17 protein-coding genes are annotated in these 15,969 nt (G+C 38.1%); 1 reads left to right on the forward strand and 16 read right to left on the reverse strand.

The features are described 5' to 3' along the window. Positions 1 to 4 precede the first annotated feature (4 nt). The 16 genes from hisG to ku form a co-directional block, all read right to left on the reverse strand. On the reverse strand, positions 5 to 652 hold the full coding sequence (gene hisG / locus LY28_RS07265) for an ATP phosphoribosyltransferase (protein ID WP_110461524.1): 648 nt from the start codon (positions 650 to 652) through the stop codon (positions 5 to 7). Positions 653 to 939: 287 nt separating this feature from the next. Further along, complete coding sequence (hisZ, locus tag LY28_RS07270; protein ID WP_110461525.1) at positions 940 to 2,196, reverse strand: ATP phosphoribosyltransferase regulatory subunit; 1,257 nt, start codon at positions 2,194 to 2,196, stop codon at positions 940 to 942. A 278-nt stretch (positions 2,197 to 2,474) separates the two neighbouring features. Further along, positions 2,475 to 2,858, reverse strand: coding sequence for a GerW family sporulation protein (locus LY28_RS07275; RefSeq protein WP_110461526.1), 384 nt, complete (start codon positions 2,856 to 2,858; stop codon positions 2,475 to 2,477). Beyond that, on the reverse strand, positions 2,828 to 3,508 hold the full coding sequence (locus tag LY28_RS07280) for a DUF2953 domain-containing protein (protein ID WP_110461527.1): 681 nt from the start codon (positions 3,506 to 3,508) through the stop codon (positions 2,828 to 2,830). The genes LY28_RS07275 and LY28_RS07280 overlap by 31 nt, the downstream gene beginning before the upstream one ends. A 113-nt stretch (positions 3,509 to 3,621) precedes the next feature. Beyond that, positions 3,622 to 4,038 carry an anti-sigma factor family protein gene (locus LY28_RS07285; RefSeq protein ID WP_110461528.1) on the reverse strand — a complete coding sequence of 139 codons (417 nt, stop codon included), beginning with the start codon at positions 4,036 to 4,038 and terminating at the stop codon, positions 3,622 to 3,624. Between the two features lie 5 nt (positions 4,039 to 4,043). Further along, entirely contained in the window at positions 4,044 to 4,613 is a 570-nt protein-coding gene (locus tag LY28_RS07290; protein WP_110461661.1) for an RNA polymerase sigma factor, read from the reverse strand. Positions 4,614 to 5,083: 470 nt separating this feature from the next. Next, complete coding sequence (pcrA, locus tag LY28_RS07295; RefSeq protein ID WP_110461529.1) at positions 5,084 to 7,465, reverse strand: DNA helicase PcrA; 2,382 nt, start codon at positions 7,463 to 7,465, stop codon at positions 5,084 to 5,086. A gap of 136 nt (positions 7,466 to 7,601) precedes the next feature. Beyond that, a complete protein-coding gene (locus LY28_RS07300; protein ID WP_110461530.1) occupies positions 7,602 to 8,105 on the reverse strand; it encodes a shikimate kinase in 504 nt (167 codons plus the stop codon). A gap of 32 nt (positions 8,106 to 8,137) precedes the next feature. Next, the gene (locus LY28_RS07305) at positions 8,138 to 8,881 is read right to left on the reverse strand and encodes an LTA synthase family protein (protein ID WP_110461531.1); all 744 of its coding nucleotides are present in this window, start codon (positions 8,879 to 8,881) and stop codon (positions 8,138 to 8,140) included. Between the two features lie 195 nt (positions 8,882 to 9,076). Further along, positions 9,077 to 9,607 (reverse strand): ribosome hibernation-promoting factor, HPF/YfiA family, encoded by a 531-nt coding sequence (gene hpf, locus LY28_RS07310; RefSeq protein ID WP_110461532.1) that lies wholly within the window; start codon positions 9,605 to 9,607, stop codon positions 9,077 to 9,079. 413 nt (positions 9,608 to 10,020) lie between these two features. After that, positions 10,021 to 10,284, reverse strand: coding sequence for a zinc-ribbon domain containing protein (locus LY28_RS07315; protein ID WP_110461533.1), 264 nt, complete (start codon positions 10,282 to 10,284; stop codon positions 10,021 to 10,023). Positions 10,285 to 10,462: 178 nt separating this feature from the next. Further along, a complete protein-coding gene (locus tag LY28_RS07320) occupies positions 10,463 to 11,386 on the reverse strand; it encodes a nucleotidyltransferase family protein (RefSeq protein WP_110461534.1) in 924 nt (307 codons plus the stop codon). A gap of 35 nt (positions 11,387 to 11,421) precedes the next feature. Continuing rightward, positions 11,422 to 12,435, reverse strand: a complete 1,014-nt coding sequence (galE, locus tag LY28_RS07325) for a UDP-glucose 4-epimerase GalE (RefSeq protein WP_110461535.1) — start codon at positions 12,433 to 12,435, stop codon at positions 11,422 to 11,424. Positions 12,436 to 12,678: 243 nt separating this feature from the next. Beyond that, positions 12,679 to 13,578, reverse strand: coding sequence for a non-homologous end-joining DNA ligase (ligD, locus tag LY28_RS07330; protein ID WP_110461536.1), 900 nt, complete (start codon positions 13,576 to 13,578; stop codon positions 12,679 to 12,681). Then, positions 13,575 to 14,549 (reverse strand): ATP-dependent DNA ligase, encoded by a 975-nt coding sequence (locus tag LY28_RS07335; RefSeq protein ID WP_110461537.1) that lies wholly within the window; start codon positions 14,547 to 14,549, stop codon positions 13,575 to 13,577. The genes ligD and LY28_RS07335 overlap by 4 nt, the downstream gene beginning before the upstream one ends. After that, entirely contained in the window at positions 14,546 to 15,454 is a 909-nt protein-coding gene (gene ku / locus LY28_RS07340; RefSeq protein ID WP_110461538.1) for a non-homologous end joining protein Ku, read from the reverse strand. Before ku ends, LY28_RS07335 begins: the two co-directional genes overlap by 4 nt. Positions 15,455 to 15,711: 257 nt before the next feature. Between ku and LY28_RS19515 the strand changes: the two genes are divergently transcribed. Continuing rightward, the gene (locus tag LY28_RS19515) at positions 15,712 to 15,876 is read left to right on the forward strand and encodes an FmdB family zinc ribbon protein (RefSeq protein WP_110461539.1); all 165 of its coding nucleotides are present in this window, start codon (positions 15,712 to 15,714) and stop codon (positions 15,874 to 15,876) included. Positions 15,877 to 15,969 lie beyond the last annotated feature (93 nt).

A 15,969-nucleotide genomic window follows, 5' to 3' on the forward strand; every position in this document is an offset into this window, starting at 1 on the left:
TAATCTATCTTTTCATGCTTTTCAGCTGATCTGCTATCCCGTTAATAATTTTCTGAATACGTTCGTTCTCCATCTTCATACTGACCCTGTTTACAATCATTCTCGCACTTATATCGGCAATTGTATCCAGTACCACCAGTCCGTTTTCTTTTAATGTCCGCCCGCTTTCAACAAGGTCCACAATAACCTCAGCCAAGCCCACCAAGGGGGCAAGCTCCACAGAACCGTTCAGCTTGATTATTTCAACACTTTCTCTTCTGGTTTTCTCAAAATAATTTCTTGCTATATTCGGATATTTTGTGCCTACTCTCTTTATATTCAGCTCATCTATCTTCCCTTCAAGTTCCGCAGGGCCTGCAAGAGCCATCCGGCATGCCGCGAATCCCAAATCCAGCACCTCATACAGATTTCTGCCTTCCTCAAGTATAGTGTCCTTTCCGACAATACCTATATCAGCAGCGCCATATTCCACATATGTAGGAACATCTGCCGGCTTTGCCAAAAAGAATTTTATTTTATTTTTTTCATCTGACAATATAAGCTTTCTGGTTGAAGACTTGAGCTCGGAGCAGTCAATTCCTATTCCTTCAAAAAGCTCCATTGCCATATCAGTAAGCCTTCCCTTTGAAAGTGCAATTGTTAAATATCTCATAATGCTGGCCTCCATTTAATAATCTGCGCCTATTGACTAAAGTCAACTACTGTTCAAGTCTTCCCACGATAAAATATCCTAGATATTTACGTTTTTAGCTGATAGTACCTGCCTTAGTATAAATCCTTGCAATAGCCGGTGTAATTTCTTTACGTAAAATAATTTATCTCAGCTTAGCTTTAACTTAATCAATTACTTTAACTTTGACCTATCTTAAATTTATAGAATAAATTTTTCTCAAATAAATAAGTCCGGATTTAACAGCCTGTAAACTCCGTTTGACCTATTTATTTGTTCAAGAGCTCATTATAGCTGGTTTCCTTTGTCATATTGTTAACTATATCATGTACCGTAATTTTCCCGCTGTCCTGAATATATATAACTCCTCCGATTTGTTTTGAAACTGCATAGCTGATGCCCTGCTGGATTTCATCCGTCAGCACGAAGGTTTCAATGTTCATCGCCTGCTTTCTGAGTGCTTCTGCTATCTCGATCGCATTTTTTCTGTTTGCCTTTTTATAGCAAATCAGAGAGTCTACATTTGGCTTTTCTAAAGGCATTTGAGCTTTTTCAAGTGCGGTCATCAGCATGTTAATTCCTAACGAGAATCCGGTAGCTGGACAGTCTCTTCCAAAGCTGGAGGTCAGGTTATCATATCTTCCTCCTGAAAGAATGGGGAAGCCTACGCCGTAAGTAAATCCTCTGAAAATTATGCCTGTATCATAATTCAATCCCTTCAGCATCCCGAAATCAACTGAAATATACCTTGAAAAGCCATAATCTCCGAGGATGCCGATTACTTCCTCAATGTTCTCCAAAGCCGCAATACTTCGGCTGTTCTTTGTGACCTTTTTAAGGTCTTTTATAACCTCGATTGAACCGAATAATCCCGGAAGCTTTAATATCAGCTTTCTCAGTTCATCCTCCATTTCATATCCGCCGGCTATTTCAGCCAAGCCTACAATATCCTTTCTGTCAATCAGCTTGGATATTCTGACTGTATCCTCGTTTGAAAATCCGGCTTCCTCTGCCAGACCTTTAAAAAATTCCACCTGTCCTATGTCAATCTGAAAGCTTTCTAAGCCGGCAGTTTTAAGTATATTTATGGCTATAGCTATTATTTCGGCATCACTTTCCGAGGAATAATCCCCCAGAAGCTCAACACCTGCCTGCGTAAATTCATTCTGGCGTCCGCCTCCCACTTCATTAAACCTGAAAACATTGCCAATATAAGAATATTTTATCGGCAGTTTCACATCACGGTTTTTTGTTGCTGTAACTCTGGCAACAGGGACTGTTATATCAGGTCTTAATACAAGTATTCTTCCCTTCTGGTCAAAAAACTTAACCATCGATTCCTGAGGAAAGTGCTCCACTTCTGATGAAAAAACGTCGAAAAACTCAATAGCAGGAGTTTCAACTTCATAATAGCCATAGGCTCTGAATGTATTCCTTATTTTATTTTCCAGTTCTCTTTTTGAATAACATTCATCAAACAAAATATCCTGTACACCATCCGGCGTATAAATCTTCCACTTTGACATAAACGCTCTCCCCTTAGCAGTTTTAAATTATATTTATTATGAATATCAGTCCTTTTGCTTTACTATACTAAATTAGTAAAGTGCTAAATCAATAAATTATAATTATTATATTTTATTTTTTTATAGGAGTCAAGCAATTTCAGAGAAAATTTTTACCTAAAATTCATACTCGGTACTTTGCTCTATTTATTTCATTAATACAAACTAAAAGGACACATTGAATTTCTTCAACATGTCCTTTTCTAAAAAAATATTTTTTTCTGCTACGAGTATTTATATTACTCGTCTATCTTTTCATTAACCGCATTTTCTTCTTTTTTCTCATTTATTTTCTCAACAATTCCCGGAACCATATCAAGAAGCTTGTCAAGGCCGCCGTTCTTCTTTATTGGAAGCAGTTCTACCTTATTCCCCTGTAAAATCAGTACAGCAGTCGGGGAAATTCTCGCTCCGGTACCGCCTCCGCCGCCGTCACCGTTATTGCCCTTGCCATCGTTGCCGGTACCGCCGCCGGCTCCCAGTCCAAATGAGAGACTGATAAAAGGTACAATTGTAGTTTCTCCGATGTTCATCGGCTCACCTACTACAGTTTTTGTCTTTAAAAAATTCTCCAGCTTGTCAAAAATTGAATTCATGCTTTCGTTGAAACTGAAATTCGCCATGTTTTTATTCTCCTTTTTATTTTTATTTTGTTGTTTTTAAGCAATATGCTTCTAAAAGGCTTTGTAAGCACAAATTCTATCGCAACCAGTAATAAATAGCCTATGCGTATACTTCCGCCAATTAAAAAGCTTCCTTCAAGCCCTTCATCTTCAAATGCGGGCTTCACGCGAATATTATATTTATCTAAAATTGCAAAGCCGGCACCATTAATCCCGTAAAGCAAACCGGTATACATCGGATCGTCAAATCCGACCTTGGCTTGAACACGGAGCTGCCGCGGTTTGCAATGGTTTAACGTCCTCAAAGCGCAATTCAGCCCTTTCTTTAAAACATCCTCTGTGAAATAGCTGTATCCAGGCTTCTCCCTCTTTTTACGTTTACTGTCCTTATCCTTGTCAGTATCCTTTGGCTTTGATTTTTTTCTGCTTTTATCGAGAGTTATCCTGAAACATAGCAAGCTAATTACTGCATTGAATCCATTTCCCGTACTGTAAGCAAATCTCAATCTTATACCGCCAAACAGCCAGGCTAATGAACCTTCAAGCACCGTACCCCCGAGCTTCTCTCCTTTAAACCTGTATTTAAACGGAATAATCAGGACTGCCAATAGTATGAATAACAGTATCAATAATATATATATAAATAACATTTACTGCCTCCATCCTTTTTTATGATTTTAAAAATTGCCTGAAATTAAAATCCGTCCGGAAATACAATATAACAAAGACTTCTAACCATGACCGGCTGCATCAATAATTGACTTTACCTGGCGGCAAGTATTTTTTTCACGCCCTTTGCCAAGCCTCTTGCCATTCCCTTTGATGCTTTTTTAAGCACTATTGGAGCTTGCTTTGCCCCCGGAACATAATCCAGAAACCTACTGGACATTTTCATATTGTTGAGCTGCATGTCAATAAACCTACGGGTATCAAGTTTTTCTTCCTCACCCAGAAAATCATCAATTAATCCGCTGCCAAGAGCATCCAGCTCCTCCGGATATTCAGTCTCATAATTACTTTTGTTATTTAAGTCCCAAAGCATAAGCTTCAGCTCTGTCAATTCTCTCCTGCAGTCCTTACATGCAGTCAGGTGAGTTTCAACAAATAACCTCCCCAACGGTTCAATTATCCCTTCCGCATAATCCTGCAGCAATAACAAATCCATTTTATCGCAGCCCATTTTCCCTACACCTCCCAAACACCTTGCATTACTAAATCCTGTTTGATTGCTTTTCTTCCCTTATGTATTAATGTTTTTACTGTGCCCGGCGGAAGTTTCATTGTCTTTGCTATTTCTTCATATTTCATCTGCTTCATGTGCCTTAATAAAACAGCCATTCTTTCTTTGTCCGGGAGCCTTTGTATAGCTTCCTCAAGCACCTTCTTTGTATCCTTGCATACTACCGTATTTTCAGTAAACTCCTTTGAAAGAATAATATTTTGCAGCTCATCCCCACTGTCTGTGGTTTCATTCAAAGATAAGCTTTCCTTCCTGCTTCTCAAAAAATTCAGACACTTATTGACTGTAATTTTTTTTATCCACGGCAGTAAGGAATATTGCTCCTTAAAGCCATCCATAGCCTTAAAAACCGAAATAAACACTTCCTGAGTTATATCAAGAGCATCTTCCTTATTTCCTGAATAGTGGTAGGCTATTGCATAGACATATTTTCTGTATCTGTCGTATACCAGTTCCAGTCCTTTTCTGCTGTTCTTTCTATATTCTTTTAATATATTTAAATCTGAAACCTCCAAATATGCCATCACCTCTTTCAAATACCCTTAGAAACAAGCAAAATATGCTTTAGCCTGAATCCCCCCATACTTAGTCACAGCTCTGATGCAATACAATATTTTTCTTTACGGACTTTGCCAGTCTGTTTACTTTTTGTATATACATATATACACCTCAAAACAAAAAAAGTTTTAGAAAATATAGCTTTTCTAAAACTTTTTTTGTTTATGCTTTTATTATATGACTAAAGTCAATTACGGTTCAAGCCTTCGCGACGATATATCGTCTTTTCAGTCGAATTAAGCTTTTAAGCTAATTTTGAACACAGTTTGGGTTTGAATTTGCTTTGACTTTAGGAGACTTTAGCCGATAGTAATTGACTTTTTGCAAATAACTATCCGTAAAACTGCCTGAAAGTTTTCCGATATATTTAATACTCAGTTGCATCTGCTCTGGCATATATTTCATTATAGCTTAATTGGCAGATTATCTATTCCAGCCTTTTTAAATTTGCAAGCGACGCCATCAGCCTCTTCATGCCTGCCCCCTCAAATTGTATCTCCAGTGTCTCATCTCCATTGTCAGGCGTGACTTTTGATACTGTTCCTCTTCCAAACTTTTTATGCTCTACTTTATCGCCTGTGCTGAAGCCTGATGCTGTTACAATTCCAGAGGCTGCACCACTTGCTGCTGTAGAACCCTCCCATGCTTTTGAAACAGAATTCCCCGCAAAGCCCCGGGTTACCAGATTTGAATTAAGCAAATCCTTAAGAGAACCTCCGGCTGCAGTTTTACCCGTGTCTGAGCCTTGAAAAGCACTCTCGTCAGTACCTCTTGAGAGTGTGGCACCAAAAGTCCCTGCCTTACCATTAAACTGCCCTGAATTCCTGCCGGAAGCCTTACCCCATGCCATGCTTTCTCTCTCAAAAGAGCTTCTCACCGGTTTAAACGGATAGTCAACAAGATTTTCGGGTATTTCCGATAAAAATCTGGATGGCTTATTGTAGCTTGAGTTCCCAAAAAGAGTTCTGAATCTTGCATTTGACAAATACAGCTTTTCTCTTGCACGTGTTATTCCCACATAACAAAGCCTGCGCTCTTCCTCCAATTGCTCCGGTCCTTCCGTTATTGCCCTGTAACCAGGAAAAACTCCTTCTTCCATTCCGGGTATAAATACAACGGGGAATTCCAGACCCTTTGCACTATGCATTGTCATTAAAACAATATAGTCCTGCTCCTCCTCAAGATTATCCAAATCCGAAACCAGAGATATATTTGCCAGAAATTCTTCAAGACTGTTTTCTTCGTTCTGCTTTTCAAATTCCAGAGCAACGGATTTCAGCTCTTTTATATTTTCAATTCTTGATTGTGCCTCAACAGTATCTTCAGCCTCATATTCCCTCAAAACTCCCGTATCATTTATCACTACATCAAGCAAACCGGTAATGCTCATGCTTTTCATCATAGTCCTGAATTTCATTATCATGCTTGAAAAATTGGACAGCTTTTGCGCCGCTCTGCCTAAAACCGGATATTCCTGCGCCTCGGATATTACAGAGAACATTGACAGCCCGCTTTCAATTGCCGCGTTCTCGGCATTGTCTACAGTAGTGCCCCCAATTCCTCTCTTTGGAACATTTATAATTCTTTTTAAGCTTACATTATCAGCCGGATTTTGTATCAGTCTCAGATATGCGATAATATCTTTGATTTCCTTTCTGTCATAGAATTTCTGTCCTCCCACTATCTTGTAAGGAAGGCCCTCACGCATAAACATCTCTTCCAGTACGCGGGATTGAGCATTTATCCTGTACAGAACCGCAAAATCCTTGTATTTTCTGTCTTCATCCTTTACCAGTCTGCTTATTTCTCTCGCTGTATATGATGCCTCTTCATGCTCATTGTCATTTTCACACACAACAATTTTACTTCCGCCTTTATTTTCCGTCCAAAGGCTTTTGCATTTTCTGCCTGTATTGTTGCTGATAACAAAGTTTGCGGCATCAAGTATGTTCTGGGTAGAACGGTAATTCTGTTCCAATTTTATTGTTTTGCAGCCCTTGAAGTCTTTTTCAAAGTCTAATATATTGCGGATATTTGCCCCTCTCCAACCATATATAGACTGGTCGTCATCACCCACAACGCATAGGTTTTTGTGTGTCTCGGATAAACACCGCACCAGGGTATACTGGGCTGTGTTTGTATCCTGATACTCATCCACCATAATATACCTGAATCGCCTTTGGTAATATTCCAAAACCTCAGGACATTGTTTAAAAAGCTTTATAGTATTCATAATAATGTCATCAAAATCAAGAGCATTATTGCTTTTCAATTTTTTCTCATATAGCTTGTAGGCTTTTGCTATTTTCCCCATCCTGAAATCCGAGGCATACAGCTTTTCAAAGTATTCGGCATCAATAAGCTCATCCTTCTGCTTACCGATAGTTTCAAGAACGGACTTGGGAGGAAAATTTTTATCGTTTAGATTTAATTCCTTCAGGCATTCCTTGATTACAACCTGCTGGTCCGATGTATCATAAATAACAAAGCTCCTGTCATATCCCAGTCTTTCTATATCTCTTCTTAAAATTCTTATGCAGATGGAGTGAAAGGTACCTACCCACATATCATTGCTCAGATCCCCTATAAGAGAGTCAATCCTTTCCCTCATCTCTCTTGCGGCTTTGTTTGTAAATGTTATAGCCAGTATATTTGACGGATAAACTCCCTGTTCTTTTATCAAATATGCAATTCTGTGTGTCAGAACTCTGGTCTTACCAGAGCCGGCACCTGCCAATATCAGCAGCGGCCCTTCATTATGAAGAACTGCTTCCTCTTGCTCTTTATTTAACCCGTTCAATAATTCCATTTATTCCTCCGAACCTCTCAAAACATATGTAATTTATATGCAGCCTGTTGAATCAGCGTGATACAGTATAAATGCCGAGATACTACCGGCTGAAGTCTCTTAAAGCCACCGCTTTAATTATATTTTATTTTATGCTCTATGACAAGGAAGCCAATCTTTCGAGAATAGAATCTATCGTTTCATCTATCGTTTTTTCGGAGCTGTCAATTGTAATATCGGCATATCTCTCATACAAAGGCTTTCTCTTTCTGTAGATTTTCTCCAGAGTCTCTCCGGGACTTAATACAACACCTCTGGTTTTAATATTTTTTAATCTTTTATTAACAGCTTTCATATCAATATTAAGATAAATTACTATTCCATTTCGCTTTAAGCTGTTCATCGCCTTTTCGCTGTATACAGCACTCCCTCCGGTGGCAAGCACTGTGTTTTGGCAGTTCAGAGAAAGAATCGTGCTTTCTTCAATTTCCAGAAACCTGTCAATGCCATCCTTGTTAATTATATCCTGCAGCTGCCTGTTCTGCTGAGTTTGCAGAACTACATCCGTATCGGCGAAATCCATTCCCAGATATTTGGCTATTACAACTCCCACAGTGCTTTTCCCTGAGCTTGGCATACCTATTAGAATTATATTTTTCAATGTTAATACCTCTCAAAATAATATTAATTAATTCAGGGCTTTAAATCTGATAAAAATACATAGAAGTCAAAAAAATGATATGCCACAGGAGCATTATTGCAGATAGTCTGCTTCGGATTACTGTAAGCGTAGAATATATAAGCATTTTTATCATTGCTGCCGGCACAAATTGATATATGTGTAAATATCATAAATACAACAGCTAAAACAAATACTGTGAAAAACGATATTATACGGGGTTTCAATTCAGTAAACAGAGGAGAAGAATAGTAAAGCCCCCTTGTTGCAATCAATAAAACAGCTATTACCGGAATATCAAAAAAGAATACTAAATCGCACAGCCTGAACATTGTAAGGATGCTTCCCTGCATATTCCCGAAGCTTCCGGATTGCCCTAACAGCTGAAAAGACAAAAAATTATCTCCGGCTCTAAAATAAAGTGCATCAAGAAAAAACAGTAAGGAGCATAAAAAGTTCAGAATTAGCAGGAACCACAGCCTTGCCTTATTTTTTGGCAAAAAGCTTAAAGAAACCAATACTGCCAGAGGAGCAATACAAATTGACATATATTTTATATTTTTCAAGCCTAATGCCATGTTAATAACAGATTGATCTGAGCTGTATACAAATCCCATTAAAATAATTGATTTAAATATGAGTATTGTAAGTGTCAGAAATAACAGCCATTCTTGAAGCAAATATCCGAAAACACCATTGCTTCTGCTTAATTCCCTTCTTTTTGCCACTGTGATACCATAAGAAGTTTTAGTAAACATATTTCAATCTCTCCTTGTAAATGCATAAACCAGATTTAGGTTTTAAGCATACCCTTTCCGGCACAAAAACATAGTAATTCTTTATGTATTATATTACTTTGAGTACAAAATGTAAAATATACGCCTTTAAATTAAAAAACGGGTGACCCCGGCAAAAAATATACTCTGCCGGAACCGCCCACTTTTATTAAATACTTAAAACTCAGGTTCAATCAAACCATAATTTCCGTCTTTTCTTTTATAAACTACATTACTATGATTAGTTTCAGAGTTAAAGAACATAAAAAATTCATGCCCCAGCAAATTCATTTGAAGAATTGCTTCTTCCACATCCATCGGCTTAATGGCAAATCTCTTTGATCTAACTACCTTGAATTCCTTTTCCTCAGGCACCTCTTCTGTAAACTTGAAATCCTCCACTCTGAAATCATTGGCATACAGTCTTCTTTCAAGTCTTGTCCTGTTCTTCCTGATTTGCCTTTCTATTAAATCAACAGCCTTATCAATTGAAACATACATATCTTCATTTGACTCTTCTGCTCTCAGCACGATACCGTTAAAAGGGATAGTTACTTCTGCTGTCTGCCTGAGTCTCTGAACACTTAATGTAACATGAGCCTCCGATTCTTTATCAAAAAATCTATCTAACTTCGCAATTTTTTTTGTTACTCTCTCTCTAAGTCCATCTGTAATCTCAATATTTTTTCCGGTAATTATAGTTTTCATAAATAACAGCCCCTCTCCAAATTTTGTGTGTCATCAATAATTTAGCCATTTAAATATTGGTACTTGTTATGACTCTATACTTCTACAAAGCTTTTAGAAATTCCTTCTACAAATATTAATCAATTTCTATTCTTTTTTTATACCACAGCTAAGTGCTTTAAAACAATGCCTGTCCGAGTTTTTACACATATATTCAACAAAACACCTGTTTTGTGCATATTTATTCTGTGGATAATGTTAATAACCTTGTTAATAACTATTCTATTAAGGAATTATACCTGTGGATAACATATGCCGCTTAAATAAGCTTGAATATCAGATAATAAAAAAAGCAGCCTGAACCAAACTACATATAGAATAGTAGCTTAACTCAGCCCACCTATAGTATTAATAATTATAGTCCAAACTATGTATTACTTTTTATTGGAAAAGCAGTTACTGCAATATACAGGTTTATCTAAATGCGGCTTAAACGGAACTTTCGTCGGCTGTCCGCACTGTGCGCAAACTGCATCATAAAGCTCTTTTTTAGCCGAATGATCCCTTTTGCTTCTGCACTCCTTACATCTTGTCGGCTCATTTTGAAATCCTCTTTCCGCATAAAACTCTTGCTCCCCTGCGGAAAAAATAAATTCCTCACCACATTCTTTACAAATTAAGTTTTTGTCGTTATACATGTATATCCCTCACTTCACAGGTTTTTTATACTAGATTTCTGTAACGGTTACCGTTCATACCATCTATGTATGTTAAATAATAAGGTTAAAAACCTTTATAATATTTTACATTATATTACATATATTACCGTTTTTCAAGATGAAAGCTTTAAAACTTAAATAAATACAAAAAATTAATTTATTTTCCCCAAAGGTTCATCGGATATTTTCCTTCTGACACCATATCTCCGATGGATTTCTTTACATTTTGCTTATCCTCCTGATATGTTACGCCATACCATTTGTCTGTAGTAGACAGCACCTTTACATCGGCCTTTCCTTCCTTAATAAGCCTATCCACTACTGTAGGCAAAAAGTATTCTGCTTTCAGCAGGTTATCCATACTGCTATTTAAGAATACAGGGAATCCTTTTTCCAATTCGTCAAAAATACTTTGATTAAATCCCCATGTATTCATTGAAACTATACTGTTTTCAGGAATTACCATCCAATTCCGGTCATCCTCAGTATACTTGGCTTCCTTATCGAATTTCATTATTTTAGTTCTTTCATGAATATCAATCAGATTCCCTTCACTGTCCACATTGCATACGCCCCTTGCAACATGTCCGTTTTCAGTAAGAGTATTCTCAATGATAAACCCAACCATGCAATACTTATATTTATCGTCCGAATCCTTATTTGAGGATAAAAAATCGCTAAGCAGCTTGTATGTATTAGCTCCATAAAAGTCATCCGCATTTATAACTGCAAACGGAGTCTTTACTGCATCTTTTGCACTCAGCACCGCATGTCCGGTTCCCCAAGGCTTAACTCTCCCCTCAGGTAAGCTGAACCCCTGCGGCAGATTGTCCACTTTCTGATATACATATTCCACATCAATCAAGCCTTCAATTTTCTTCCCTATCAGCTCTCGGAATGTTTCCTCCATGTCTCTTTTTATAATAAATACAACCTTGCCAAAGCCGGCTTTTAAAGCATCATATATGGAGTATTCCATAATTATTTCGCCATTCGGACCTACAGGATCAATCTGCTTTAGGCCTCCATATCTGCTGCCCATGCCTGCGGCCATTATTACTAAAGTAGCTTTGTCACTCATGTTAACCTCCAAGCCGATTTTCCGGCATAAAAAATTTATTTATATCCGTCAGGATTCAACGACTGCCACCGCCATGAATCCCTGCACATTTCATCCAGCCCTTTTTCAGCTTCCCAGCCCAATTCATTCTTAGCTCTGTCGGTCTTTGAATAGCAGGCTGCTATATCTCCAGACCTTCTGCCAGCTATCTTGTAAGGAATCTTCTTACCACTTGCCTTAGAAAAAGCCTCTACCATCTGAAGTACACTATATCCGTTGCCTGTGCCCAAATTGTATTCTCTGACCCCTATATGCTCTTTTGAAAGCTTATCCAGAGCCTTCAAATGCCCCCTCGCCAAATCCACTACATGGATATAATCTCTGACTCCGGTACCGTCTGCAGTATCATAATCATCTCCATATACGCTCAGCATCTCAAGCTTGCCAACTGCCACCTGAGCAATATACGGAACCAGATTATTAGGTATTCCATTAGGATCCTCTCCTATTGTTCCGCTGATATGCGCACCGATAGGATTGAAATATCTCAAAATAGCTATATTCCAAGTTTTATCCGCTATGTACAAGTCTCTTAAAATATCTTCTATCATAAGCTTTGTTCGGCCGTAAGGATTCGTGCATGAGAGCTTGAATTCTTCAGAAATCGGAACACTCTCCGGGTCTCCGTATACTGTTGCAGAAGAACTGAATACCAGATTTTTCACCCCGTATTTCTGCATTAATTCACAGAGTACAAGTGTTCCCGTCAGATTGTTGTAATAATATTTCAGCGGTATCGCCACTGATTCTCCTACTGCCTTCAGACCTGCAAAATGAATAACAACATCTATTTTCTCACATTCAAATACCTTCTCCAATTCATCTCTGCTTACAATATCTGTTTTATAAAAGCTCAAGCTCTTACCGGTAATCTTTTTAATCCTATCCAGTACTGTTTCCTTGCTGTTGCACAAGTTATCAACAATTATCACCTCATGACCTGCCTCAAGAAGCTCAACGCAAGTATGGCTTCCTATATAGCCTGCCCCTCCTGTTACTAACACTCTCATTTTCCGCACCTCCCTGTATATTTCAAACCATATTTTATCTATAACAGATATACATCCCTTCAGATACAATTAATAATATAACTGATACCGCATTATTTTATTGTATACAAATTTCAGATTTATGACAACTGTCAGGAAATTAATTTTTAAAATCAGGCTTCTCATGACTCTTAATGCTAAATACCGCCCAGAGATTCTATAGCCGCAAAGACTTGAATCGTAATTGACTTTAGTCAGCCCCTATCAAATCAGCCTTTTCAAGATTTCATCCAGCTTCTCGGTATTATTGCAATTCAAGCTTGGTTCAAATAAGTCTCCCTTTTCTTCAAGTCTGGAGGCTATATTTTTTAAAGTAAACAGCTCAGGACGTGCCCAGCTAAGCTCCTCCCATTCCAACGGTGCGGAAACAACAGCGCTGGCTACTGCCCTCGGTGAATACGGCGCTATCATGGTTTTACCATACCACATCTGCAGCCAATCAAAATATGTCTTACCTTCTCTGTTCTTTTTCAGTCTTTCAATGGTCAGCTTTCCCTTCAATTTCTGCACAAAATATTGTGCAAAGAACTCATTCAGCTTGCGTGCCGTATCATAGTCATACTTGGCAGCTGTCGGTATAAATATCTGAAGGCCTGATGCTCCGGATGTTTTTATAAAGCCCTTAATGCTTAAGGACTGAAGTGTTTCATAGATACTAAGAGAAATGCCCGCCACATCCTCAAATTCCTGATTATCATCCGGATCAAGATCGAATACCAGATGAGACGGATGCTCTAAATCATTATATGGATTAAAGCTTGTATGAAATTCCAGAACTGCTTGAGTACACAACCATACAATAGTTGCAGCCGAATTGAGCATAATATAATTCTTTCCGTTAAATTTAACTGTTTTAACCCATTCCGGTGTATTATCCGGCTTTTCCTTCTGGAAGAAGCTTTTGTTTCCGGCACCATGCGGATATCTGATTGATGTCAGCATTCTGTTTTTAGCATACTTCAGCATAAAAGGCGCCAATACAGTCATTGCTTCGATGTAGTCCTTCTTTGTAATATTTGCTTCCGGCCAGAGCAGCTTGTCCGGATTGGTTAAATTGATTTCCTTATTTTCGATTTTTAACCTTATATCAACAATATCCATCATTCTGTCAGCACCTTTCCATCGGCCTCTGAAGCAGGCAGAGAAGTAAAGCCCGCAAGCTTGGGCTGCCTCAAATGTCCGTCATTGGACAGCTCAAGGAAATTAACCCAGCAGGTTATAAAAGGATTGGTCCAGGTGAGCTCATTCCCCTTTGTATCCAAACCGGCTGCGCTATCCTCAGAAAAAGGGCATTCCTCCTGTATGAGCTTTTCACGATATTCCTTTATTAATTTAAAATCTGATGCTTTTAATCCCAAGGATGCCTTTCCAACGTAATTAAGCTTTTCGCTTTCAGCGATTTTTACACCCAAAGCAAGAGAATATGGCTCTTTATTCTTCCAAAGTATACCTCCTATGATGCAAAGCATTTTTTTTGTAAACTTAGTCTTATACCATGCATCATGCTTCTTTCCAGAAATATAAGGACTGGTTATCTTCTTTGAAACAATTCCTTCCATATTTTTTTCCTTCATTTTTTTAAACAGTTCCCTTCCATCAGTATATGCTTCTGATAAATGAAAAAAATTATTCTTACCGGTCAGAGAGTCAGTAACCTGTCCGAGAAGCTGCTTCCTTTCTCTCAAGCCATATCCGGTCAACAGTTTGTCCTTGTACTGGAGAATATCAAAAACAAAATAATTTACAGGATAGTTTTTCTGATAATATTTCAAGTTTTTTTCACTTTTGACACTTTCCCGGACAAGACTGCTGTAAAATGAAGGCAGTCCATTCTTATCAAAGACCACCATCTCTCCGTCAAGAATTATATCCTTGCTTTTGAATTTTTCAGCTAAAACACCAAGTTCAGGATAAAAGGCTGTTCTTTCCTTACCACCCTTTGTATATATTTTCAATTCACTGTTTTGAATATAAACCAGCCCCCTTATACCATCCCACTTTGTCTCATGAATATATTCAGAGCTGTCCTTTACAGCATCAATACCGATTGGCTCCATCGGAGCTATCCAATTCATGTTTTAATTGTCTCCCTGACTTTTTTGGTTTTCGCCTTGGGCTTTTCATCTTTAACCTTATTATCATCCGCTGATTTTTCTATGCTTTTCTTCCTTGCAGCTTTTTGAGTTTCATCTGAGCCCTTATCCTGCTTTGCGCCTTTAGACATTTGTATGCTTTGCTGCAAGGCCTCCATCAGGCTTATTACATTTTCCTTCGGAGCCTCTTTCTGAACAAAAACCTCTTTTCCTTCCACCTTGGCGGTAATCAGCGCAAATAGCTTTTCCCGGTACGTGTCTACGTATTTATCAGGCCTGAAAGCATCCGTTAAGTTTTCAATCAGCTGTGAAGCCATATCCAGCTCTGCTTTTGTAGTCTGAATATTCTCAGGAATTCCCGGCACCTGTTTGTAATCCCTGACCTCATCGGGATAAAAAATTGTTTCCAGTACTATAACATTATTGTATACTCTTATAACAGCCAGTGATTCACGCTCTCTTACCGTTATTTTCGCAACAGCGATTCTGTTTTTTCCGCTCAGTGCTTCTCTTAAAAGAGTATACGCCTTGCCTCCTGTTTCCTGGGGAGCTAAATAATATGTCTTGTCAAAGTAAATGGGATCAATTTCCTCCAATTTAACAAAATCCAAAATTTCAACTGTCCTTTCCCCTTTCGACTCAATAGACGTAAAATCCTCATCTGTCAGAACAACAAACCTTCCGGGCTCATATTCATACCCCTTTACTATTTCATCAGGCTGTACCTCCTTGTTGCAGACGGGACAAACTTTTTTATATTTGACCGGCGTATGGCATTCCTTATGAATATATTTAAAGCGTATATCCTTATCCTCTGTGGCTGTGAACATTTTGACCGGTATATTTACCAATCCGAAGCTGATTGAACCCTTCCAGACTGTATGCATAAAAAACCCTCCGCATCTATTTGATGTATATTACAGTGTTTCACTAAAAGAAAATTACTATTGGCTAAAAACCCGATTTCACCGGTAGGCTTGGATTTGAAGTTAACCTCCTCCAAGCATATCTGACATTATTTTTTGTTATTAATAATTATTTATGCACAGTATTAATTTAGCCTGTTGTGCCAGATGATTTTTCCATTTCCATGATTAAATTTATGATGTAATAAATCTGATTTTAGTTTACGGAGGTTTTATGTATGCCCTTTTACGATTTGAAATGTTCAAAATGCGGAAGTGAATTTAATATAATGGCTAAAATGAGTGAGCGTGAGAATAGTCAAATAAGCTGCCCTGAGTGTGGAAGCCATGCTCCGGAGGCTGTATTTAAAAGTGTAAATATTATCTTGTTCAAAATTAGCTAAAAGCTTAATTCGCCCGAAAAGACGATATATCATCGCGAAGGCTTGAACCGTAATTGACTTTAATCAAAAAAATCAGGGGATGGAAACTGCCCT

It is taken from the genome of Ruminiclostridium sufflavum DSM 19573, from assembly GCF_003208175.1.
Classification (GTDB): Bacteria; Bacillota; Clostridia; order Acetivibrionales; family DSM-1351; genus Ruminiclostridium; species Ruminiclostridium sufflavum.

Coding starts and splice junctions, on each gene's coding strand:
- hisG (WP_110461524.1), bottom strand. CDS start 652: ATGAGATATTTAACAATTGCACTTTCAAAGGGAAGGCTTACTGATATG.
- hisZ (WP_110461525.1), bottom strand. CDS start 2,196: ATGTCAAAGTGGAAGATTTATACGCCGGATGGTGTACAGGATATTTTG.
- LY28_RS07275 (WP_110461526.1), bottom strand. CDS start 2,858: ATGGCGAATTTCAGTTTCAACGAAAGCATGAATTCAATTTTTGACAAG.
- LY28_RS07280 (WP_110461527.1), bottom strand. CDS start 3,508: ATGTTATTTATATATATATTATTGATACTGTTATTCATACTATTGGCA.
- LY28_RS07285 (WP_110461528.1), bottom strand. CDS start 4,038: ATGGGCTGCGATAAAATGGATTTGTTATTGCTGCAGGATTATGCGGAA.
- pcrA (WP_110461529.1), bottom strand. CDS start 7,465: ATGGAATTATTGAACGGGTTAAATAAAGAGCAAGAGGAAGCAGTTCTT.
- LY28_RS07305 (WP_110461531.1), bottom strand. CDS start 8,881: ATGTTTACTAAAACTTCTTATGGTATCACAGTGGCAAAAAGAAGGGAA.
- hpf (WP_110461532.1), bottom strand. CDS start 9,607: ATGAAAACTATAATTACCGGAAAAAATATTGAGATTACAGATGGACTT.
- LY28_RS07315 (WP_110461533.1), bottom strand. CDS start 10,284: ATGTATAACGACAAAAACTTAATTTGTAAAGAATGTGGTGAGGAATTT.
- LY28_RS07320 (WP_110461534.1), bottom strand. CDS start 11,386: ATGAGTGACAAAGCTACTTTAGTAATAATGGCCGCAGGCATGGGCAGC.
- galE (WP_110461535.1), bottom strand. CDS start 12,435: ATGAGAGTGTTAGTAACAGGAGGGGCAGGCTATATAGGAAGCCATACT.
- ligD (WP_110461536.1), bottom strand. CDS start 13,578: ATGATGGATATTGTTGATATAAGGTTAAAAATCGAAAATAAGGAAATC.
- LY28_RS07335 (WP_110461537.1), bottom strand. CDS start 14,549: ATGAATTGGATAGCTCCGATGGAGCCAATCGGTATTGATGCTGTAAAG.
- ku (WP_110461538.1), bottom strand. CDS start 15,454: ATGCATACAGTCTGGAAGGGTTCAATCAGCTTCGGATTGGTAAATATA.
- LY28_RS19515 (WP_110461539.1), top strand. CDS start 15,712: ATGCCCTTTTACGATTTGAAATGTTCAAAATGCGGAAGTGAATTTAAT.